This is a genomic window from Dyadobacter psychrotolerans, assembly GCF_004349265.1.
GTDB lineage: Bacteria > Bacteroidota > Bacteroidia > Cytophagales > Spirosomataceae > Dyadobacter > Dyadobacter psychrotolerans.
The window spans coordinates 1-22,040 of sequence record NZ_SMFL01000028.1; the positions used below are offsets into that span (position 1 = coordinate 1).

The 22,040-nt window shown below is 40.3% G+C and carries 20 protein-coding genes and 1 tRNA gene; 3 read left to right on the forward strand and 18 right to left on the reverse strand.

Going from position 1 to position 22,040, the window contains the following annotated elements; genetic code table 11:
* Positions 1 to 196: ATP-binding protein (locus E0F88_RS32950; RefSeq protein WP_165939961.1), on the forward strand; the 196-nt coding region annotated here is incomplete at its 5' end.
* A gap of 13 nt (positions 197 to 209) precedes the next feature.
* Here E0F88_RS32950 and E0F88_RS32955 read toward each other — a convergent pair.
* From E0F88_RS32955 to E0F88_RS33020, 14 genes are all read right to left on the reverse strand, one after another.
* Positions 210 to 572 (reverse strand): YgjP-like metallopeptidase domain-containing protein, encoded by a 363-nt coding sequence (locus E0F88_RS32955; protein ID WP_131962967.1) that lies wholly within the window; start codon positions 570 to 572, stop codon positions 210 to 212.
* Positions 572 to 3,799 (reverse strand): type I restriction endonuclease subunit R, encoded by a 3,228-nt coding sequence (locus E0F88_RS32960; RefSeq protein WP_131962969.1) that lies wholly within the window; start codon positions 3,797 to 3,799, stop codon positions 572 to 574. Before E0F88_RS32960 ends, E0F88_RS32955 begins: the two co-directional genes overlap by 1 nt.
* A gap of 358 nt (positions 3,800 to 4,157) precedes the next feature.
* A complete protein-coding gene (locus E0F88_RS32965; RefSeq protein WP_131962971.1) occupies positions 4,158 to 5,255 on the reverse strand; it encodes a serine/threonine protein kinase in 1,098 nt (365 codons plus the stop codon).
* Positions 5,248 to 5,673, reverse strand: coding sequence for a DUF3010 family protein (locus E0F88_RS32970; protein ID WP_131962973.1), 426 nt, complete (start codon positions 5,671 to 5,673; stop codon positions 5,248 to 5,250). Before E0F88_RS32970 ends, E0F88_RS32965 begins: the two co-directional genes overlap by 8 nt.
* Complete coding sequence (locus E0F88_RS32975) at positions 5,648 to 6,502, reverse strand: restriction endonuclease subunit S (protein ID WP_131962975.1); 855 nt, start codon at positions 6,500 to 6,502, stop codon at positions 5,648 to 5,650. Before E0F88_RS32975 ends, E0F88_RS32970 begins: the two co-directional genes overlap by 26 nt.
* Positions 6,503 to 6,528: 26 nt before the next feature.
* Positions 6,529 to 6,987, reverse strand: coding sequence for a restriction endonuclease subunit S (locus tag E0F88_RS32980; protein WP_220466421.1), 459 nt, complete (start codon positions 6,985 to 6,987; stop codon positions 6,529 to 6,531).
* A gap of 337 nt (positions 6,988 to 7,324) precedes the next feature.
* Complete coding sequence (locus E0F88_RS32985) at positions 7,325 to 8,908, reverse strand: type I restriction-modification system subunit M (RefSeq protein ID WP_131962979.1); 1,584 nt, start codon at positions 8,906 to 8,908, stop codon at positions 7,325 to 7,327.
* Positions 8,909 to 8,948: 40 nt separating this feature from the next.
* Entirely contained in the window at positions 8,949 to 9,518 is a 570-nt protein-coding gene (locus E0F88_RS32990) for a restriction endonuclease subunit S (protein WP_131962981.1), read from the reverse strand.
* A 180-nt stretch (positions 9,519 to 9,698) separates the two neighbouring features.
* A tRNA-Pro gene (locus E0F88_RS32995) sits at positions 9,699 to 9,772 on the reverse strand.
* Between the two features lie 3 nt (positions 9,773 to 9,775).
* Positions 9,776 to 10,021, reverse strand: coding sequence for a GIY-YIG nuclease family protein (locus E0F88_RS33000; RefSeq protein ID WP_131962983.1), 246 nt, complete (start codon positions 10,019 to 10,021; stop codon positions 9,776 to 9,778).
* 290 nt (positions 10,022 to 10,311) lie between these two features.
* A complete protein-coding gene (locus E0F88_RS33005) occupies positions 10,312 to 13,743 on the reverse strand; it encodes an efflux RND transporter permease subunit (protein ID WP_131962985.1) in 3,432 nt (1,143 codons plus the stop codon).
* Positions 13,744 to 13,870: 127 nt separating this feature from the next.
* Positions 13,871 to 15,004 carry an efflux RND transporter periplasmic adaptor subunit gene (locus tag E0F88_RS33010; protein ID WP_131962987.1) on the reverse strand — a complete coding sequence of 378 codons (1,134 nt, stop codon included), beginning with the start codon at positions 15,002 to 15,004 and terminating at the stop codon, positions 13,871 to 13,873.
* A 42-nt stretch (positions 15,005 to 15,046) separates the two neighbouring features.
* A complete protein-coding gene (locus E0F88_RS33015) occupies positions 15,047 to 16,414 on the reverse strand; it encodes a TolC family protein (protein ID WP_229213987.1) in 1,368 nt (455 codons plus the stop codon).
* On the reverse strand, positions 16,404 to 17,030 hold the full coding sequence (locus E0F88_RS33020; RefSeq protein ID WP_229213988.1) for a TetR/AcrR family transcriptional regulator: 627 nt from the start codon (positions 17,028 to 17,030) through the stop codon (positions 16,404 to 16,406). The genes E0F88_RS33015 and E0F88_RS33020 overlap by 11 nt, the downstream gene beginning before the upstream one ends.
* 601 nt (positions 17,031 to 17,631) lie before the next feature.
* On the opposite strand from E0F88_RS33020, the gene E0F88_RS33025 reads away from it, so the two are divergent.
* Positions 17,632 to 19,110: a type III PLP-dependent enzyme domain-containing protein gene (locus tag E0F88_RS33025; RefSeq protein WP_131962989.1), complete on the forward strand. Its 1,479-nt coding sequence runs from the start codon at positions 17,632 to 17,634 to the stop codon at positions 19,108 to 19,110.
* 114 nt (positions 19,111 to 19,224) lie between these two features.
* The gene (locus tag E0F88_RS34635) at positions 19,225 to 19,353 is read left to right on the forward strand and encodes a hypothetical protein (protein WP_262709919.1); all 129 of its coding nucleotides are present in this window, start codon (positions 19,225 to 19,227) and stop codon (positions 19,351 to 19,353) included.
* On the opposite strand, the gene E0F88_RS33030 is transcribed toward E0F88_RS34635, so the two are convergent.
* The 4 genes from E0F88_RS33030 to E0F88_RS33045 all read right to left on the reverse strand — a co-directional run.
* On the reverse strand, positions 19,350 to 19,886 hold the full coding sequence (locus E0F88_RS33030) for a D-glycero-alpha-D-manno-heptose-1,7-bisphosphate 7-phosphatase (RefSeq protein ID WP_131962997.1): 537 nt from the start codon (positions 19,884 to 19,886) through the stop codon (positions 19,350 to 19,352). The genes E0F88_RS34635 and E0F88_RS33030 overlap by 4 nt on opposite strands.
* 111 nt (positions 19,887 to 19,997) lie before the next feature.
* Positions 19,998 to 21,023: a uroporphyrinogen decarboxylase gene (gene hemE, locus E0F88_RS33035; RefSeq protein ID WP_131962991.1), complete on the reverse strand. Its 1,026-nt coding sequence runs from the start codon at positions 21,021 to 21,023 to the stop codon at positions 19,998 to 20,000.
* Between the two features lie 230 nt (positions 21,024 to 21,253).
* Positions 21,254 to 21,544, reverse strand: coding sequence for a PIN domain-containing protein (locus tag E0F88_RS33040; RefSeq protein WP_131962993.1), 291 nt, complete (start codon positions 21,542 to 21,544; stop codon positions 21,254 to 21,256).
* Positions 21,545 to 21,758: 214 nt separating this feature from the next.
* Positions 21,759 to 22,040: transposase (locus E0F88_RS33045; protein ID WP_181956071.1), on the reverse strand; the 282-nt coding region annotated here is incomplete at its 5' end.

The following is a 22,040-nucleotide window of genomic DNA, read 5'->3' on the forward strand; positions in this document are numbered from 1 at the left end:
ACTGCTCGACGTGATTGAAGAACGGTATGATAAATCGTCAACAATCATTGCAACCCAGATACCAGTCTCAAAATGGCATGGTCTGATTGGAGAAAATACCATTGCCGACGCGATTTTAGATCGAATTGTTTTTTCTTCCCACCGCATTGAGCTCGAAGGAGATTCCCTAAGAAAGAAAAAACAGTTGAGTACTTAAATTTAAACTACTATTATTGCACTTGGAAAGTGGCCCAATGATTCCCGAAACGCTTGGCCCTATATGCTCCGAAATGCCTGCCCCCATATCTCCGAAATAGACAGCGGTATTGTCGTCCGAGATAAAGATGTGTTTCCCCGCTTACAAATTTTCTTGTCGGTGTTTTAGGATGAAATGATAAAAAGAAGCTCAGTTGCTTTAGAATCCACGGAGCTTTTTTATTAATTTTTTCCTTTATCTTATCAATTGTTGTATCTATTGGCGCTTTTACTAATACCTCTAACGCAGGTGTAACTGTAATGCCAAGTGATTTTCTGTCATTGAATTCTAAATGAAATTCAATTGTTTTTGAACCAAATTCAATGTAATCTTTCATTACCGATAACGTAATTTAGCAACCTCAATACATTTGGAAACAAGGTCGTCCATTTCGGCAAATGTCATGTTGATGTGGTATTTATCCCGAACCTCGTCAATCAGGTAATCTCCGATATCGATCAGTAATTTACCTGTTATGCTGGTTTTATACTGCCAATCCACTACTGGTTTCCCGAAATCCAGAACTGCGGCTCTTATCAGGGCATCAATTTGTAAAGCGGAATGCGTTGCAATGTCCTTTGTTAAATTATGATCAGCTATTTTTTCGCTTAGCGATTCTACTGCCAGACCATAAAATGCTTTTGCTACATCTTTGTCTTTTAAAGATTCTGGTATATCGCTATCATTACGGGTCAATACCTGATCCATAATTTCCTGCACTTTATTAAGATACTGCATTTCGCTGATGCGTTTGGCTTCATAGTCAGCAATGGTTTCCCGTAACATTTCAGAAAACTTTTTATAAAAAGCAGGATCTTCCTCCATCTTTTCTGAGATGTGTTTTGATGTCCTGCTGGCGATCTTATCCGCCTTGGCTGCCTTGCCCGTTGTGCTTTCTACTTCCTGCTGAAATTTCTCTTTATCAAAAATATTGACAAGTTCCGTGATCGTTTCTACATTTTCAGTGGTGATGTGTGTATCAATCAGTTTCTGAATCTGTCCTTCATATTGTTTGTAATCAATGGCATCACTATACCGTTCGATGACGGCCACGCGAAGTTTCAAAAACATAGACAAATCTTCTTTGTACCTGTTTATGGTCTTTTCGTCTGCTTCCTGGTAAAATGCGATTGAAGAAAATGCCAGCTTCATGCCTTTTGCAAACGCAGCCAGTTTATCATAAAATATTGCCCGGATTGCTATATCTTTTAGTAATAATTGATATGCCTCTGCATCTCTTTTATTGGCAATGGTTTTAAAAATATCCCAGAGCTCTGAGTGCTTTTGAGGTAGTTTTTTAACTTCATCATTAATATTGACCAAAGCACCTTCCAAATCTTCTGAATCAAAATCTTCGAAAGACGAATACAATTCCAGTGCGTCGTCCAGATTGGCTATTACGCCGTAATAGTCAATGATATAACCAAATTCTTTATCCGCGTAAATCCGGTTTACTCTCGCAATAGCCTGTAACAATTTGTGTCCCTGAAGATTCCTTGTCAGGTATAAAACCGTATTTTTTGGTTCATCAAATCCTGTGAGTAACTTGTCTACAACAATGATTATTTCGGGATCTTTCTGATTTTTGAAACGATTGATGATGTTTTTTTCATAGGTTTTTGAATTACCATGTTCATCCATCATTTTTTTCCAGAATCGCTTTTCCTTATCCGAAGAGTCTTCATACACGCTGGCTTCTCCTTCACGCTCATCCAATGAAGAAATCAAAACTTCACTGCTGACAATACCAATTATGTCCAGAAACTCTTTATAACGAATCGCATTTATCTTTTTATCACAAACCAGCTGTGCTTTAAATGGTGTACCCTGCCAGTTGTCCCGAAAATGTAAACTGATATCCCAGGCAAGTGCATAAATCTTTTGTTCAGCACTGTTCAGCTGATCTGCCCGGCTGAATTTTCTTTTAAAATCTGCTTTTTGATATTCAGTATATGGTTCTGATACCATTCCGAAAAAACGATCCAAAGGAGCTGCATTCACAGTTTGTCTGGCCAGGCGTCCTTCATAAAGCAGAGGTACCACGGCCTTATCTTTCACTGCCTGGTCAACCGTGTACGCATCAATAATTCCTCCGAATTTCACTGCCGTACTTTTATCCTTTTTGAAAAGAGGAGTTCCGGTCATCGCAATGAAACAGGCGTTTGGCAATGCTTTCTGCATTTCAATGTTAAATGTGCCGTGCTGGGTTCGGTGGCCTTCATCAACAAGAACGAAGATATCATGGCTTTCCAATGGCTTACTTATTTTCTTCATTGCCGCCACAAACTTGTTGATGATCGTGGTAACAACCGAATCACTTTTACTTTCCAGCAGCTCCACTAATCTTTGTCCCGTTCCTGCATTTTCAACAAATTTGCCGCATTTACGGAATGTACCCGTGATCTGGTTGTCAAGATCGGTCCGGTCAGTTACCAATATAATTTTGGGATTTCTGATCGTCTTCTCCATCGCAATCGCCTGGGCAAGCATCACCATCGTTAATGATTTTCCGCTTCCTTGCGTATGCCACATTACGCCTCCCGTCCTTTTTCCATTTTCAATGTTAAGGATCCTTTTTATGGATTTCTTGATTGCGAAGAACTGCTGATAACGTGCGATTTTTTTATCTCCGTTGTCAAACAAAATGAAGTTGAAAACGATATCAAGTAATCTTTCAGGACGGCACAAGCCATACAGGTATTCGTCCTGCACAGTGGGCAGTATTTCTTCTTTTTCCAGATCATCAAAATACGGATGAATGTATTTGAAACGACCAGAGAAAAGCTTTTCCTGCGCCGAAGCTGATAAGGGCTGGTTTTTTAGTGCAAATAATTCGCTTTTATATTTGGCTTCTTGATCGTCATTTATAAATTTTTCGTGCCATTTTGCCCAAAATTTTTCTGGTGTTGCATTCGTCGCATAAATGGCATCTTGTGTTGCGACACTCATTGTAATTTGTGAGTAAACATACAAAGAACGGATTCCGTCTTCTTGCTGGCTGCGTAGATGCTGGCTGATTGCCTGCACCAACGGTTCTTTTTTGTCAGGCCTTTTACATTCAATAATGCACAGCGGGATACCGTTGACAAACAAAACCAGATCGGGAATGTAGTGTTCTTTGCTGGTACTACGCACGACGCTATATTCGTCGGCTACATGAAACACATTGTTTTCTATGTTTTCCCAGTCGATGTATTGTAGTGTAATGCTTTTTTTGTCCCCGTCGAAACTTTGTTCAAAAGCCTTTCCAAGTGTGATCAGGTTGTAAACCGTTTCGCAAGCGGCAATGTAACCATCCTGCATCGGTAGCTCTTTTAATGCACGAATTCCGTTTTCAATGTTGGCGTCGCTGATGTAGGTGAATTTGGTCGAACTGATTCTCTTTTCCGCATTAATCTCTTTTAACTGCTTCCGCAAAATGTCTTCCAGCAGCACAGCACTCGTTTTTCCACCACGAAGTTGTTTGACCTCATCAGGACTTAGATATGTATATCCCAGCTTTTGTAACAATTGCAAAGCAGGGATTAGGCTGATGTGGTCTTCTTTAAAACTGGGGGTTTCCATTTTACGTTGGCTTTTTAAGACAGAGATTGGCTGAATTTTATTTTATATGTATAGAAAAGTGCTGTTTTCTATACATGTTTTTTCGATATGTATAGTTTTGGATGGTTCTCTATACATATTGATTTAGTGATTTCGTAAGTTTTGGTATTTGAAAACAAGAACCTATCTTTGTTATGTCATTTCCCAGAGGGAAAAGGACCTGGTTGGCCGCGATACCGTAATTGCGGTTTTTTTATGCCTTGTTGTAAATTATTTATTCTTACCATACCTTTGCATTGCTCATCTTACCAAACGGAAGATTGAGTTTCGGGGCTCGATACATCAGGACGTGTGTCGAGCCCTGCGGTTTTTGCTATATCTATGTACGTGCGATTGCCAGTGCCTCAGATAATGAACCGTTGTGGTTATTGTTTTTACGCCAATCCTTACCAGGCATTTTTTTCTCAAAACTTATCTCTCCGGTATCCTTCTGTATAATACGAAAGCATTTGCCATTTCCCTGTGATATTTGTATTGCACCGTCCTCATTTATGTAATCAGGGCAATTCTGAATCAATTTATGAACATCTTTTAGGAATAGAGCACAATTAGCATAACGCTTATTGTGGTCTAGATTAGTCGCTTTATTTATTACTTTTCTGAATACATCATCTAAGTAATACGGCATTGTTTTCGTGTCGATGAGAGAGCCTTTAACTATCTTCGATTCAATCATTCCATTGAATGCCTCCACTTTTTGCTTGTCACTTCGAAGTGTGTTTACTTTCATCAGTTCCTTCTTGGTAAGCCATTTATATGGATCGTCCAGTGGGAAATAACCACCTAAGAGTTGAAACATAGTCACTCCGACCTGATAAATGTCCGACTGGAAATAGTACTCATCCTTTAATACAGCTTCGGGAGGAAGGTATAAATGAGTAGCCTTAGAAGCACTTACAAATCCATGCACCCCATCAATTTTCTTTACAGCACCCAAATCTGCAATTATTGGGCAATTATCAGAAAGATTGATTAAGATATTACCTGGTTTCAAATCTCGATGAACCAAGCTGTGAGCTGAATGCAATTCAGTAAGACCTAATAAGATGCCAGCAACTATCTCCAAAGCTTCCTTTGAAGATAGTTTCCTATTTTCGATTATTTCCTGTAAATCACCCCCAGATATTTTAGGAGTAAGAAAATGAGCGAAGTAAGGAGGTAGAAACCTCAGATCGTAAATCTCTAAAACATTTTTATGCTTTATTTTTTTTAAAATTACGGCTTCTTCCGTTTCATCATAATTCTTGTCAGCCCAATAGAATTTTAAAACTACCTCATCACCCAGTTTTTTTCTTTTACCAAAATATACTTCCCCGTTGAATCCTCTTTTATGATATTCGACGATTTCTATATCTGGATGCTGTCTCACAAAATCTTGAATCGCTTTTGGTACGTCGTCATCGTAAAGTTCATTCATTCGAGTGCTGTTTAATTAAGTAAAATGCTAAATTAAGTGCATTAGTCTGATACTTAAATTTAGGAGCTATTTCATTCTCTTTCTTTTTGAGAAATGCCTTGACGGTTTTAGATGAAACTAATTCAACTGTAACTTTCTGGTATAGTTGAATTATACCTTCAATTTTAAAAGTTAAAGGAGATGAGGCAAACGGTCCACTGATGTTTCTTGATAGACTACTTATTTTGTCTGGCGAAATAGCGTTAAAAGTTGCATCGATTTGATCACGAAATTGTTTGACATGTCCAGAATTCATGGAATCACCGATGTCGAGTTTAACACATTCTTTTGTAACCTGAGAAAGGTTTCCACCTTCATCTTGTTCTAGAACGGCGATAATAGCTTCGTTAGATTCAATTTCTATTCCGATTGTCTTCATTATTATTTAGTTTAAGTCGTTTCTTCCCCGTCAGCAACAACTGCATCATTCCCTTTTTCTGCTCACGCAATTTTTCTGTTTTGGTTTTTAAAAGCTGTATTTCTTTATCGGCTGCTTGTAGGACTTGCGTTATTGCCACTTGTTCTTTGATAGAAGGAAGCAATAATCTAATATTTCCAACGATCGATGTGTTTAAATTTTTCTGTGTTCCAGGCTGTCCCTCACCTGAAAGTTTTTCACTTATATACTGAATGAAATAGTATAAAAAGAAGGTTGTTAATCTTCTTTCATAATTCCTAAAAAGAACAAATCCATCATGAATACAAGCAGGAATATTTACGATTACTGGAATGCCAATTGTTGCACAAATCGACATAATCAAATCTCCCCGGTCAACTTTAACACTCCTATCGGCACCCGCATCAGACAAATATTGCGTAGTGCTATTTAAATAAAAGTGGGATTTGGTAACGTCTGAAATTCTTATCCAACCTCTTCCTTTGGAATTAAACCACTTTGTGTCCTGAATTGGTCTTGGAGAGGCACCTCTTCTTATATCTGCTACTGAAATTAATTTCTCCTCCTTCCACTCCCCACCAAACCCTTTCAACCTCTTCTTCCCTGTCAATAAATTTTGCATCAGCCATTTTTTACGAAGTTCTTTTTGTGTGATGAGTTCGTTGTTTTGGTTAATGGTGCTGTCCATTAAACTCAGAAGTTTGGCTATGGCTTTTTGTTCGGGAAGGGGTATTTTTAAAAATGGAAAGTCGCCGACATTTTTGCTTGTTATATTTGGGTCTTTTCTGCTACTACCTGCAAAATTCTTCAACCATCCGATTTTGGCATTAAACCAATTCAGTAAAAAGTAGGATCAGTTTCTTCAGCATCCACTGTAATTGCCGAAAGGGCCTGGTTGATTGCTGCATCAATTCCCAAAATTCCGGTTCTTCCTATTTGGTTAAAGCCACCGTACATTGCAACCAAGACGGTATTTTTCGGATAAATACGCAAAGAGGTTTCTTTTAGAGCTAACTCTGTAACTTTTTCCTCCGTATTTATGATTAAAGAGTTGTTTAAGTCGGTAGTTTTTACCCATGGAATATTGCCATCTGTATGATACGTTTTATTACTTCGCAAAGGAGTCGTTCCAGAGGTAACTTTTCCTATATCCTTAATTTTTTTCATTTCCCAGCCATCTGGAATGTTTAAAAGGATATTGGAATCGGAAAAGTCGAAATCCACTGAAATCGTTTCAGTATTCAAATATTCCTTTTCTGTCAAATCCTCGGCTATCTCTCTATTTTCTTCACTCATTAATATCATAATTTAAAATCGCGCATAAGGATTAAAACTGACCGCTTGCGCGAATTTTTTAAGTTTGAATTTCTGCAAGCGGTATTGCAACGAAAAAGATTGTAAGCATTTGTTTTTCAACAACATAACATATTAAACCGCTTGCAAAAAAAGTTTGTCTCTACTATAAAGCTGCAAGCGGAATTGTCTTTGCAATACTTTCTAAGTTAAGGTTTTTGCAAAGAGAACTGCAAAGAGGAAATATTTAAAATACTCGAAATCAAATAGTTGGTCTTTGTATTTGTTATATTGATTTTCAATTGTTTGGTAATTCCGAACAACTGAAAACTAAAACATCCTAACTCATTAGCTCCTTCAAATACCCCTCAATCTCTCCCTGCACATTTTTCAACTCCACTTCCAGCTTTTCAATTTCAACCTGCACCGCAGCAATATCCACTTCTTCTTCCTCTTCAAAAGTGTCTACATATCTCGGGATGTTGAGATTGAATTCATTTTCCAGTATTTCTTCAAAAGTAGCTACGTAGCTGAATTTGTCTTCAATCACACCAGTTTGCAGTTTTCCTTCTTTAAACTGATGGTAGGTGTCCACAATATGTTCAATGTCGGCAGCGCGGAGGCGGTTTTGGTTTTTTGCGGATTCGTAATGTTTATTGGCTTCTATAAACAATACCGGCTCTTTTCCTTTCTCCTTTCTGCCTCTGTTGAAAATCAGGATCGCCGCCGGAATTCCGGTACCGAAGAACAGATTGGAAGGTAAACCAATGACTGCTTCCAGAATATTCTCTTCAATCGTCCGCTGTCTGATTTTCCCTTCGCTGCTTCCGCGGAACAAAACACCATGCGGGACAACCACACCCACGATACCACGTCCTTCGTAAGCAGTCTCGATCATGTGGCTGATGAATGCCCAGTCGCCCTTGCTTTTTGGTGGAATTCCCCGCCAGAACCGATTGTAAGTATCGGATTCCGGGTCAAAACTATCAGCCGATTTGTTTTCCTCTTTTTCTTCCTTGTCTTCTGTTTTTCCCCATTTGTCGAGCGAAAACGGTGGGTTGGCTACCACAGTATCAAATTTCATCAACGCATCACCTTCTTTCAGCTTAGGATTACGAATCGTATCTCCCCAACGAATGGTAGCATTGTCGAAACCATGCAAAAACATGTTCATCACAGCCAGAGCCCAGGTGCTTCCATTGGCTTCCTGCCCGTAAAGTGAAAAATTGTCCGAACCAACTTCCTCACCAGCTTTAATCAACAAAGAAGCAGAGCCACAGGTTGGATCGCAAATTCTAGAACCAGGTTTTGATCTGGTCAGTTTGGCAATCAGTGTGGAAACTTCCTTTGGTGTAAAAAACTCTCCTGCTTTCTTGCCTGCATCGCTCGCAAAGTTTTCGATCAGGTACATATAAGCACCGCCAATGATGTCTGTGCCTTCAAGATGTGACGGGCGTAAATCCAGATTATCCTTATTGAAGTCAAGCAGCAGGTTCTTTAACCTTGTATTTTTATCTTTTACATCGCCAAGTACGGGACTATTGAAATTGATATTCTGGAAAATACCTGCTCCGTCCGGGCTGAATAACTTTTCCCTGTTGGCTTCTTCCAGATCTTCCAGTGCAATGTCGATCAATTCTCCAATGTTGATTTCATTGCGATGATCATACAGATATTTAAAATGGCTGTTGGCAGGAACTACAAACCGGTCATGTTTCATGGCGCGATCCGCACGTTCTTTGTCATTATTATACTTTACAAGATAGGCTTCATACTTATCATCATGCACGTCGCTAAGATATTTTATGAATAGCATCGTAAGTACATAATCCTTATAAATACTTGGATCAATGCTGCCGCGGAATGTATCACAGGCTTTCCAAACAGCGTCGTTGATGTCTTTCTGTGTTATTTTTTTACTCATTATATTTTATTTGAAGCACGTAGTGACATGCTGTTTTAAATTATTTTTTTAGTGCGTTCAGTATAGCAGTTTGAACTTGTTTTTCCTTTAAATTCTCAATTTCGCTCTTGATTTCTCTTTCCCTGTTACGAAGTTCGGCAATTTTCAAAATAGCTTTCTGTATTGTCAGGGTTGGAATCGAAATTTCAAGCTCTGTAAGAACTGATTTTGAGATCGAAACAATTGAGGTCCCCATCGCCTGATCTTTCAAGAGTTTTAACGAAGGCGGATTATTAATAAACCAGACTAAAAATTCCGGAAGAAGTTTTTCACGGATCGGATTCGTCAACCGGATCACAAAAAAGGATGTCGATGCTACTGCTGATCCATCCCCGGAATTATATAAAGCAGCGAAATTTTTTGTACCTTTGGCTGCAAATAATACGTCTCCATTTCTTAATAAGTGTTTAGGATTAATATTGGTCATTTCCAGATCATAATGCAAGGGATATTTCATCAAACCGTTTTCGTCAAAATGTTTGGCTTGAAGATAGATGCCTTCTCCGTCAGAGTCCGGTTTTGTGAAATAGCCGGTTTGGATACTTGCAATGTTTCGTAGTACTATTTTCAATTTTAATTCAAAGTAATGGTTCTACAAATTTATCGAAAGAAATTAAATAAGTACATTTGTTAAAATATTTTTTAAGTAGGGAAACTACAAAATAAAATGGAGGCAAGATTCGAGCAGCGCCTTAGTAGAGTTTAAGAAGTCCTAAAATAGAAAAGTCCGGCCATTTCTGACCGGACCCCGTCGGGATGACAGGATTTGAACCTGCGACCTCTTGCACCCCATGCAAGTACGCTACCGAGCTGCGCTACATCCCGTTTTTATAATAACTTACAATCTTGTAAGTGCCTTTTTATTCCTCTTTTTTTGATCCTGCTTTCTAAATTTACTGCTTCCGATCGCGTATCGCAACAAGAGCTCCAAATTAATTGCCAGGGAGTTCCTCTCGACGTAAAATCTCCTTTTCCGGAATTATGCTGCAACAACCTCTTATCAATATCCTGTGTCTGACCGGCATAAAACTTTCCGAGCGATTCACTAAACAAAATATATACAACATATTTCATCTGACAGAATTTGAACCTGCGACCTTCCCGCCGCGGCGGGATACGCTACCGAGCTGCGCTACATCCCGTAATGTTTTGGAATAGGAGAAATTGCAAGTAGCTGTTTCCGCTCTTCCGGGCTGCAAATCTAATGATCTTTTCGAAAAAAGTGTATCTGTGCTGTTAAAAAGGTTTCACGCAAAGCTCGCAAAGTTGAAAACGCAAAGAGCGCAAAGAAGAAGAAAACTTTCTCTTTGCGCTCTTTGCGAAAAATCTTTGCGTCTTTGCGTGAAACCGCAGGAGGGCAGCTCTTAAATCGTTTCGTTCTGCCAGTTTGGATTCACTACTTCCTGCTTGCCTTTACGGAACCATTTGTCGCGTACTTTTTCGTTAACGTAATACATACACGGCACGAGTAGAAGCGTCAGGATGGTTGAGAAGGTAAGTCCCATGATGATCGTCCAGGCAAGGATATTCCAGAAGACGGAACTTGCTCCGCCTGTCGTAATATTTGGGGCGAAATCTCTGAACAGTGCCACAAAATCCAGCGTAATGCCGAATGCAAGCGGAATCAATCCAAGTACCGCCGCCGAAGCCGTCAGCAATACAGGTGTCAGACGAATTGCGCCTCCTTCGATAATCGCATTACGCAGCGGATAACCGCGTTCACGAAGTTCATCAATAAATTCAATAAGCAGAATCCCGTTTTTCACCACAATACCGGCCAGTGCAATAATACCTACACCGGACATGATTACGGAGAATGTTTTGTCAAAAATTACAAAACCAAGCAATACCCCAATCAGCGAAAGCACGATAGTAAAGAAGATAATCAGCGGTTTCACAACGGAGTTAAACTGCGTCGCCAGGATCAGGTAAATTAGCAGAATTGCTGCACCAAATGCGCCGGTCAGGAAGTTCATCGATTCGGCCTGGTCTTCCTGTTCACCTCCCATTTTTACGGTATAACCGCTTGGTACTTTCACGTCATTAACCAGTTGCTGGATCTGCGCCACAACTTCGTTGGCATTGTATCCCGGCAAAACATCAGAACTTAGTGTTACAATCCGCTGCTGATCTTTCCGGTTAATCTGGCTGAATGTAGTTGAGTAAGAAATGTTGGCTACGGACGTAATCGGAACCTGACGAAGCGCGCCGCCGGAGTTCATATCACGGTATACAATATTCAGACTCAATAATTTTTCAATCTGCTGACGGTCGTCTTTTTTCAGACGGACCATAATTGGATATTCATCTTTTGCATCACGAAATTTGGAAACTTCCAGACCGAAAAGCGCGGTACGGATCGAGAGCGCAATCTGCGAAGAACTTATTCCTTCACGCTGTGCTTTTTCACGATCAATATCGATGATAATTTCCGGCTTGTTCGTTACCAGATCGGATTTCAACTGATCAATTCCCTCAATACCAGAGTTTTGTACGCGTTTTAAAAGATCTTTTTCCAGTAATTGCAATTTGTCAAAATCGTCACCTGCAATTTCAATCGAGATCGGCTTTCCGGTAGGAGGGCCGGTGCTTTCACGTTCTACGGAAATTTCAGTTCCCGGGATTCCGGCAACGGCGTCACGTACTTTGGTCAGCAATTCCTGGGTAGAGCGTCCGTCACGGGATTCGCTTTTAACGAAAGCCACCGTCACTTTTGACTTATGCGGCGTAGCGGAACGGTCGGGGTTATTCGGATCACCGGCATTTTTACCGACGTTGGAAATTACAGAATTCACAATTCCCATTGCTTTTTCCGTTTTCAAAACAGAGAAAACACGTTTTTCAATCACTTTGGTAATTGAATCCGTCGTCAGCGCATCCGTTCCCGAAGGCAGTTTGTTATACACATAAATATAATCCGGATCTCCGCTTGGGAAGAATTGCACTTCCGGTTTGGCAATACCGACAATGATAAACGTAGCAATCAAAAGCACGACCATCGAGACAATCGCAAATACCGGACGGTATCCTTTGATCAGCCAGGTGATCAGCTTTTTGTAATTTTCTTTTAGCGCAGGCAGCAATTTATCCTGGAAAGGAACAAGGATTCGTGGCGTCAGAATGTAATGGTTGAAAACAAAAAGCACGAGGATTATCACGAAGAAATTTCCAATACCACGATCTACAAAATAACCAACCAGTGCCATTGCAGCTAAAATCAACATCGGACGCATAATTGCTTTGATGCTTGTATCATGTTTTTCTTTTTCGTCTTCATGACGGCCCATGAACGTTACCGCAAAAACCGGGTTGATTACATAAGCCACAAATAGTGAAGACATCAGTGTCAGAATCAGCGTCAGTGGCAGGAATTTCATAAAATCCCCGACAATTCCCGGCCAGAAAAGCAATGGAAAGAATGGAGCGATGGTTGTAAGTGTACCGGAAAGTACGGGTACGAAAACTTCTCCTGCAGCCGCTTTTACAGCCTGCTGAATTGTCCAGTCCTTATGCGCGTTGAACAAACGGTGGGTATTTTCAATAACCACAATCGCATCATCTACCACGAGACCAATTCCGAGCAGGAAGGCAAAAAGTACAATCGTATTCAAGGTGAAAGCAGTACCAATCAAGGGGCCTAACACCGGCATTAACACAAAGGCAACGAGCGCGGAAAGCGGCACAGAAAGTCCGATAAAAATCGCATCACGGATACCCATGAAGAACATCAGTACCAAAACTACAAAGATGAAACCGATGATAACGGTGTTGATCAGTTCGTGCAGATCCGCACGGGTACGTTCCGACTGATCGGCTGTGATCCTGATATCGAGTCCTTGCGGCAACTCCGATTCCTTCATTTTGTCAATAATTACTTCAATATCATCAGCTGCTTTTACCAGGTTGGCACCAGCTCTTTTGATGACATTCAGTGTGATTACGGATTTGTTATCCAGACGGGCAAAATCAAGTTGTTCTTCGAAACTGTCTGTTACTTCGGCAACATCACCAAGACGCACTACCGCGCCGGTTCCGGTACGGATACGTAAGTTGGAAAGCTGGGTCATATCCAGGAATTCACCCTTAACACGAAGTGTACGACGTACATTTCCAACTTTCAAATCACCGCCTGAAACGTTAATGTTTTCACTTTGCACGGCCATTTGAATGTCATTAAAGGTCAAACCGGTAGATTGCATACGCGGCAGATCCAGGTTGATCTGAATTTCACGGTTCAGTGCTCCAACGATATCCACACGGCTGATTTCCGGCATGGCTTCAATTGCATCCTGCAAATCTTCGGCATATTCCTTTAATTGTTTCAGCGAATAATTACCGGCCAGGTTGATGTTCATGATCGGGAATTCCGAAAAGTTCACATCCTGCGCAGTCGGACCCGAATCCAGTTCCTGCGGCAAATCCTGTTTGGCTTTATCAATCGCATCACGCACACGCTGCAAGGCATCGGACACTTCAACATCCGGCGTAAATTCCACCAGAATTACAGATACGTCCTGCAATGCGTTTGATTTAATATGTTTTACGCCATTGAGAGATTTTAACTGCTTTTCAATGGGTTTGTTAATGGTATTCTCCACATCGGCGGGAGCGGTACCAAAATAGACCGTGTTGATATAAATCTGCGGTATTTTGATATCCGGAAACTGCTCTTTTGGCAGGTTGTTGTACACCACAAAGCCGGTCAACGTGATGATAAACGTAAAGATGTAAATCGTCGTACGGTTCTCTACGCACCAGTTGGTGAAGCTTAGGGTTTTATGATCTTCAAATTTCATAAATATGAAAAGTTTAAAATTTTTATGAAAAAGGCGAGTTTGGAGGAAGGAGGAAAGGGATGAAAGAAGGATGTAGACGAATACTTTCTTCCCTTATTCCCTCTCCTCCTTTTATTCCTTTTTCCTATTAGTACGAAATCGTTTGTCCGTCAGAAACCTCCTGATAGCCGGTCGTGATAATTTCGTCGCCTGCCTGTAAGCCTTCTGTTATTTCAATTTTTCCGTTGTAAATCAAACCTGTTTTCACAACTTTCGATTTCGCTTTTTTCTTGCCTCCTTCACTCACTGCAACGTAAACAACCTGGCCCTTTTCAGTTCCCTGGATAATGTTCTGATCAACGATCAGCGCATTTTTCTTGGTGACGTCATTGATCTGAACTTTTGCTGTCATGTTAGGTTTCAAAGCAGGACTCGAAGGCAGGTTTGCTTCAATAAGAAACGTACGGGTAAGCGGATCAACCGTGGTTCCTACGAAAGAAACTTTTGCTGTATAATCTTTTTGCAAATCCGGAAAGCTGATCAGAATTTCGTCTCCGCGTTTTACGCTTGCGGCATAAGTATCAGAAACTTTGGCAACCACTTTTAGATTTCCAAGATTAACAACCCGAAAAAGACCAAGACCCGGAGCCGCCGTTTCGCCTACTTTTACATTTACCTGATCCACAACGCCGGAGATAGGAGCCGAAACTCTCGATTGAGAAAGTTGCGTATTCAAGGTAGATAGTTTCCTTTCTAAGGCTTCTTTGTTATTCTGTGCTTGTAAAAACTGGATTTCAGTACCGATTTTCTGGTCCCAAAGATTTTTTTGTTTGGTAAAAATCGTGTTAGCCAGATTCAGCTGCGTTTTTACTTCTTCGATACTTTCAAGCAAAATACTGTCATCAACCTTTGCCATTGCAGTTCCGGCTTTCACCTGATCGCCTTCACGTACATAAACGGCCGTGATCACACCACCGGATTTCGGCGTTACCATCACGCTGTTTTTTGCATCGATTGTACCTTGCAGTTCAACATAATGACTTAATGTTCCGGTTTCAAGCGGTTTTACGGTAACGACTTTTATATTGGTCTCAGCTCTTTTCGTCGTGTCAAGTTTTGCGATTTCCGATTCCAGTGCCTTAATTTTTTTATCCGTTTCGCCCTGCTCTGTTTTTAGCTTGGCTAATTCTTCTTTTTTACCTGCAACGCCATCTTTTTTCTCTCCTGAACAGGCGGCAAGAAAAGCAGCGATGGTTGTGATAATTAAAATATGTCTTTTCATGATATAGGTAAGTAGCAGTTTTCTATTTTTTGTGGTGTTTGTTTATTTTTCAACGTAAAGTTCTCCTTTAGCTTTGCTCAGATCAACCTTGGCAATCATCAGGTCGTAGAGCGCCGCAAAGTAATTTGTCTGTGCTTCTTTAAAGGAAGATTCGGCGTTGATCACTTCAATGTTGGAACCAACTCCTTCTTTGTATTTGATTTTGGATACACGAACAATTTCCTGAGCAAGATCCAGATTTCGCTTTTGTGTTTCCAGTGTTGCAAAAGCATTTTTGATATTGATATTCGCCTGGCTGGCTTCCAGATCGATCGATTGTTTTAGTAAAGTCTGGTTGTTTTTTACCTGGTCGAGTACTATTTTCTTTTGGTCAATCTGGTAGCGTTTTGTAAAGCCGTCGAAGATTGGAATGTTTAGATTCAGACTTAAGACAGAATTATTAAACCACTTCGTCCTGAACATGTCAGCGAAACTGTCCTGGCCATTATTATGTCCATATCCTAAGGAAGCCGAAAGGCTTGGCAGATAACCGGCACGGGAAGCACGAATATCCAGATTAGCCAGTTTCTCCTGGGTATTCAGTAACGAATACTCTATCCGGTTTTCATAAGATACCGATCCTGCTGCTGTTTCGCTTCTCAGCGCATCCAGGTTTACATCGTTGATATTGTCTTTTAAAGCAATTTGCTCGTCCAGAGACATTCCCATCTGATATTTCAGCAGGGTATAACTCAGTTCGATCAGGTTCTGTACCTTCTGGCGTTCGGTGATAAGGTTGTTGCGCTGAACTTCCAGACGATTCACATCCAGTAACTCAACAAAGCCACTTTCATTCATTGCTTTGGTTTCGCGCATCAGTGTGTCCACCCGCGATATGTTCAGGTCGAGTACTTTTGCCCTTTCAATAGATACCTGCGTCGAATAATAAGCTTTGGTTACAGCTTCGGCTACTGTTACTTTCGACTGGGATGTACTTTTTTGTGCAAGCTCCCTGTATGTAGCAGCGGCTTTTAAACCTATAAAATAAGATCCGCTGAAAATCAACTGGTTGAGCGTAGCAGAAGCGGTTCCCTGATAGCGCACACCAAATTTGACAGCAACAGGAGGTGCATCCGCAGCTGCATTCGGATCTGCAAAGTTTGCAGGAAGGAAAAATCGCTGGATGATTAAGTTATCGGTAAAATTAGCATTGATCGCAACCTGCGGCAAACCTGATGCACGGATTTCTCCGATTCGCGCTTCTGCCGAAACAGCATCCAGCTGTGCATTTTTGATATTAATATTGTGCTTCACTGCATAGTCGACGGCTTCTGCGAGGGTGTAACCTCCGTCCTGTGCTCGTAGCGGGACTATACTCATACAAATCGCCAGTGCAAACAGGCAAGTGCGTATTATTTGTTCATTTCTCATGGGTGTTAAATTCAATTGCGGACTTATCTTTTATGGTGTTGTAGTACTGAAATCCTTTTTCTGTTAAAATTCCTCTTAAAAAATGATGAACAAACTGCATCTGAACGCGCATCATGTGAAATTTATCAGGAGGGAAAATGTTTGGGTCGAAGGCTATTTCAAATTCTTCAATGCGGAGTAAGGAAAGTACCTCTACATCAATGTCGGATCTGTAAAAACCCTCTGAAATTCCCTGAGCCAGATTATCCCTGATACTTTTAATTATAAACTCATGTTTGTAGGACTGAAACAAACCCCACGATTCGGGATAATACTTCTTTAAATCATAAAACAGCGACGGATTCATGTTTGCCATTGCGTTACGCATCTGGTCAGTCGCCTGTATCATCTGGTCAATCGGATTGTCTGAACATTCATCCAGCATCTCCATTTCACATCGCTGGGATGTAATTTCCTCTAAAATTACATTTTTCAGAATAGCTTCTTTATCAGCATAATGCTGATAAATGGTTTTTTTTGATATCCCTAATTCCTTAGCAATATCGTCCATAGTTACGCTTTTGATGCCGTAGCGCCAAAAGAGGTTTGATGCCGATTTTACAATTCTCTCTTTCACGGGGCAAAGTTGTAGTTTTCGAATGACAAAAACTATGGAAACTTTAAAAATGTTTTAAGTTTCCTCAATTTATTTTTCCGAATTTTGATAATTGTATTCATTTTGTGAAAATATGGCTTGTAAATATTTGATTTTCAGAACTTAACAAAGGATGCCTGGTAGTTCTTCACTTATTTTTATGTGATTAGAGAATTGGGGAATACTTGTCGGAGAAAAATGATTTTTAATTATTCTAAGAAAAAATATTTCCAAAACAACAGAAATTAGCTTGCCGGATTCTCTTTAAACTCGCTTCCCAATTTTAAAATTAGGAAACGAATGACCGGCGAATCAACCAAAAAAGAATCAAACGGAAGAAATCGGGTATGAACCAATTGTTTTGCCAGATAAAGCAGTTGAATGCGGGAATGATTTATAAATAATTGATGTTTGGAATTGACACAGATTCTAACCAATTTTCCGGCCTTTTTTATTGGCAGAAATCTTATTTCAGTGACCTGATCACTGTTAAGAAAATGTTTCCAAATAATTAAAACTGTTTTTGAACGTATAGTAATTATTAACTCACAATTTATAAACTGCAATCCGCGACCAACAATAAATGAAAAGCTACATTGACCTGATTCAGCAAACGTTCGAATTTCCTACAATGGAATTTAACGTTGACAATAATGAGTTGCTGTTCAACAATGTACCATTGATGGACATCATCAAGGAGCATGGTACGCCGTTAAAACTAAATTATCTTCCTAAAATCGGAGAGCATATTGAAAATGCCAATATGTTTTTCAGAAATGCCTTTAAGCGGCACAATTATAAGGGAAGTTATACCTATTGCTATTGCACCAAGTCATCCCATTTCAGCTTTGTGCTGGAAGAGGCACTGAAACATAACGTCCATCTGGAAACTTCATCTTCGTTTGATATACCCATTATCAGGGAATTGTACCGCCGTGGAAAGGTTAGTAAATCGACTTATATTCTAGCGAATGGCTACAAACGCCCTTTATACACGCAATATCTGAGCGAACTGATCAACGAAGGTTTCAACTGTATCCCGATTCTGGACAATCTTCGCGAAATTGAAGCCTACGAAAAACTGGTAACGGCGGATTCGATGAATCTGGGAATCCGTATTGCGACGGACGAAGAGCCTAATTTTGCATTTTATACCTCAAGACTGGGTATCCGTTACAACGATGTGACGGAGCTTTATAAAGAGAAAATCGCAACCAATCCGAAGTTTAAGCTGAAAATGCTTCACTTCTTTATCAACACCGGAATTAAAGACAGCGCTTACTATTGGAGTGAGCTTACGCGCTTTATGTTCAAGTATTGCGAAATGAAGAAGATCTGTCCGGATCTGGATTCTATCGATATCGGAGGTGGTTTGCCTATTCAGACTTCTCTGCAGACAGGTTACGATTACCAGCAGATGATTGATGAGATTGTGGAAAACATTCAGTGGATATGTAACAAAAACAATGTACCGGTTCCGCATCTTTTCACGGAATTCGGAAGTTACACTGTGGGTGAAAGCGGCGCTGTTATTTATGAAGTGATTGATAAAAAACTTCAGAATGATAAGGAGCTTTGGTATATGATCAACGGCTCTTTCATTACGCAGCTGCCTGATTCCTGGGGTATGAACCAGAAATACATCATGATGCCGATCAATAACTGGGATAGCCCTTATCAAAAGGTAAACCTGGGTGGCCTGACTTGTGATTCACAGGATTTTTATAACAGTGAAATGCATAGTGCGGATTTGTATATGCCGATTTACGAAGACGATCAGCCGCAATATATCGGATTTTTCCATACAGGAGCGTACCAGGAATCGCTTGGGGGTTACGGCGGAATTCAGCACTGCCTGATACCTGCACCAAAACATGTTTTGGTTGATCTGGATGAAAACGGAAAAATCATAACGAAGGTTTTTGCTAACGAGCAAAATAGCGATTCGATGTTAAGGATTCTTGGTTTCAAAGATGAATCTTACGTATCTCCGGATTTCAAAAACTCAAATGAAGGTGATGTGACAGAGCCTGAGGAAGAGTTGGCTGAAACAAAAAACTGAGAAATTATATAAAGTTCTTTGAATGAGTTCGTTATTAGTAATACGAAAACACTCATTCAAAGAATTAATTTTTATATTTTTGCGGTGACATTTTAAAACATCTACCTTAATCAAATGAAAAAGTTACTATTTCTATTGGCAATCTGCGGTACAATTGCGGTTTCTTCCTGCACAAAACATGCCTGCCCTGCTTACGGGTCGACGCAAAAAGCAGCGCCGGCAACGCCAGCTGAACGTGTTTAATTGTTTTTTAAAATAATTTTGGCTGCTTCAAGCAAGTTTGCTGCGGCATAGTCTCCTGCTGAAGTTTCATCTTCATTAACTACGTGAACGGTTCTCAATCCGGCTTTATGCCCGGCTGCCATGTCACGCGATCGATCCCCAATCATCCAGGAGTGACCGGTATCAATACTATATTTTGCAATTGCTTTTTCAAGCAATAAAGAATCAGGTTTTCTGGAAAGCGATTTTCCTGAGTGGTCAGGGTGATAAGGTGAAAAATACAGATCATCCAAAATTCCTCCCGAAGCCTCCTGCATTTTTTCATGAATGGCATATACCAGTTCCTGACCGTATAATCCTTTGGCAATCCCTGCCTGATTGGTTATAACAATCAATAAAAAACCTGCTTCTTTCAGCATTTTTAGTCCCTCGGGCACACCGTCAGGAATAATCAAATCTTCAATTTTTTGTAAATAATCGCCAAGTTCTTTGTTCAAAACGCCGTCACGGTCAAGGAAAACGCATTTGGGAAATGAGGTAGGGGAAAGGGGCATAGGGATTGAAGGAAAATAATATTGCCTGCATTTATGCTCAATGTTCGACGCTGGTTGAATATTGAGCGTCGAATATTGAGAATTATTCATTTATACTGGTAAAGATTGAGATTAGCAGGAGTATTCTTTTACCGACTCAATAAAGCAGCGCACTTTGTCCGGATCGGTATCAGGATATACCCCGTGACCCAGGTTGGCAATGTACCGCTGGGTACCAAACTGATTTAGCATTTTCTTTACTTCAAGCCTGATCTGATCGTAAGACGCGTACAATACACAAGGATCCAGGTTTCCCTGAAGTGTTTTGTCTGGTATCAGTTTGCGGGACTCTGCAATGTCCATATTCCAGTCCAGGCCCACAACAGAGCAGCTCAGCTGACTGATTTCTTCTCTCGCGAAGAAAGCGCCTTTGGCAAAAACAGTTACGGGCACTTCTGTAATCGCATCGCAAATCTGTTTGATATAAGGCAGAGAAAAAATGCGGTATTGTTCCGGAGAAAGAATTCCGGCCCAGGAATCAAATATCTGTACAAGGTCAGCGCCCGCACGAATCTGGGCTTTCAGATAGGCGATGGTACTGTCTGTTATTTTTTGAAGCAGCAAATGGGAAAATTCCGGATCTGCGTAAAGATGTTTTTTGGCTACTGAAAAAGTCTTTGATCCCTTTCCCTCTGTCATGTAACAAAATATAGTAAACGGTGCTCCCGCAAAACCGATTAGCGGAACACGGTTATCCAAACCTTGTTTTACCAGTTTGATGGCATCAAGAACATATTTAAGATGTATTTCCGGCTCAGTTATGTGAAGTCTGTTAACATCTTCAATTGTATGAACTGTTTTTGGGAAAACCGGACCGCGCTGTTCTACCATTTCGTAGGGTAAACCCATTCCTTCCGGTATCACAAGAATATCTGAAAATATAATGGCAGCATCAACGCCAAGCAGATCAACCGGCTGAAGCGTTACCTCAGCAGCCATTTCAGGTGTGGTGGCCAGTGTGATAAAGCTTCCTGCTTTTTCACGAACTGCCCGGTATTCCGGCAAAATCCTGCCTGCCTGACGCATCATCCAAACCGGAGTGCGTTCCGTTTTTTCTCCGCGTGCCGCCCGCAGCAAAAGGTCATTTTTCAATTTCATGGGGCAAAGTTAGGGCGATATTTTTATTAAACGCGGAGTAAATGAGAGTTTTTCGCGTGACTTTTGAAAGAGTGTGTTTGAGACTTCACCCGAAGAATTTTGAAGGGGTAGATTAGAGGATTGTAAATTCCAGTTTCGTATATTCCTGTATTCTTTTAAAATCAGACTTGTTATAAGTGTAAAATCGGTTTGGTTTTAATTCCTCAGCAATGGCTGTATGTACACAATCATTAAATATGCTTAAAACCAATTATTTTGGCAAGAATTAATGCTCTGATGATGTGAGAAACATTTACTTCAATAGTGTTTATAGAAGATAAAAAAGAAAGCTTGGCTTCAATTTCTTCGTTAGAAAGGCCAAATCTGGCCAGACCAAATCCTACTTCCTGGATAACTAAAGTCGATATTGTGAATACATTATTATCCATTGCGTTCAATACTAATGTTCTGGCTTGATGATGCTTGTCGTCATCTTGGAGGACCAGAAAATTAAAAATGACATCTGAATCGAAGTATTCCAAGGCGCTCAAAGATTTATCTGATCGACTACATCATTAAAATCCAAATCTCGGGCTACACTTTTTGGAGGGAATTCTTTTTCAATCTCCCTGAACTTAAGTAAATCAGCTTTTCCAGGTGAATTGTCCACCTTTTCAGACTCAACCGTAATTGTCAAATATTCATCTTCCCGAAATAACGTTTTGATGGCATTTATTAAGTTATACTAAATCCAATTTAAATAGACGTATTTCTGATATAGGGAAAACAAGTAAGTGAAATCACGTTGTCAATGGATTCTGAAATGTTCTCTACTACTTTCTGAATTTTTTGTTGTGCGAGTTCTAGGCTGTCAAAAACTTTGTTTTTCAGATACCTCCGCACTTCCTTGAAAAATCTTTCAATAGGATTTAGTTCAGGACAAGCGGGCGGCAATTTTTTAAATACTAATTTGTTGGCATCAAAAAGTTCGTCTTTATGAGCTTTCGCACCGTCGGCTATAAAAAGAGACTTTTGGTT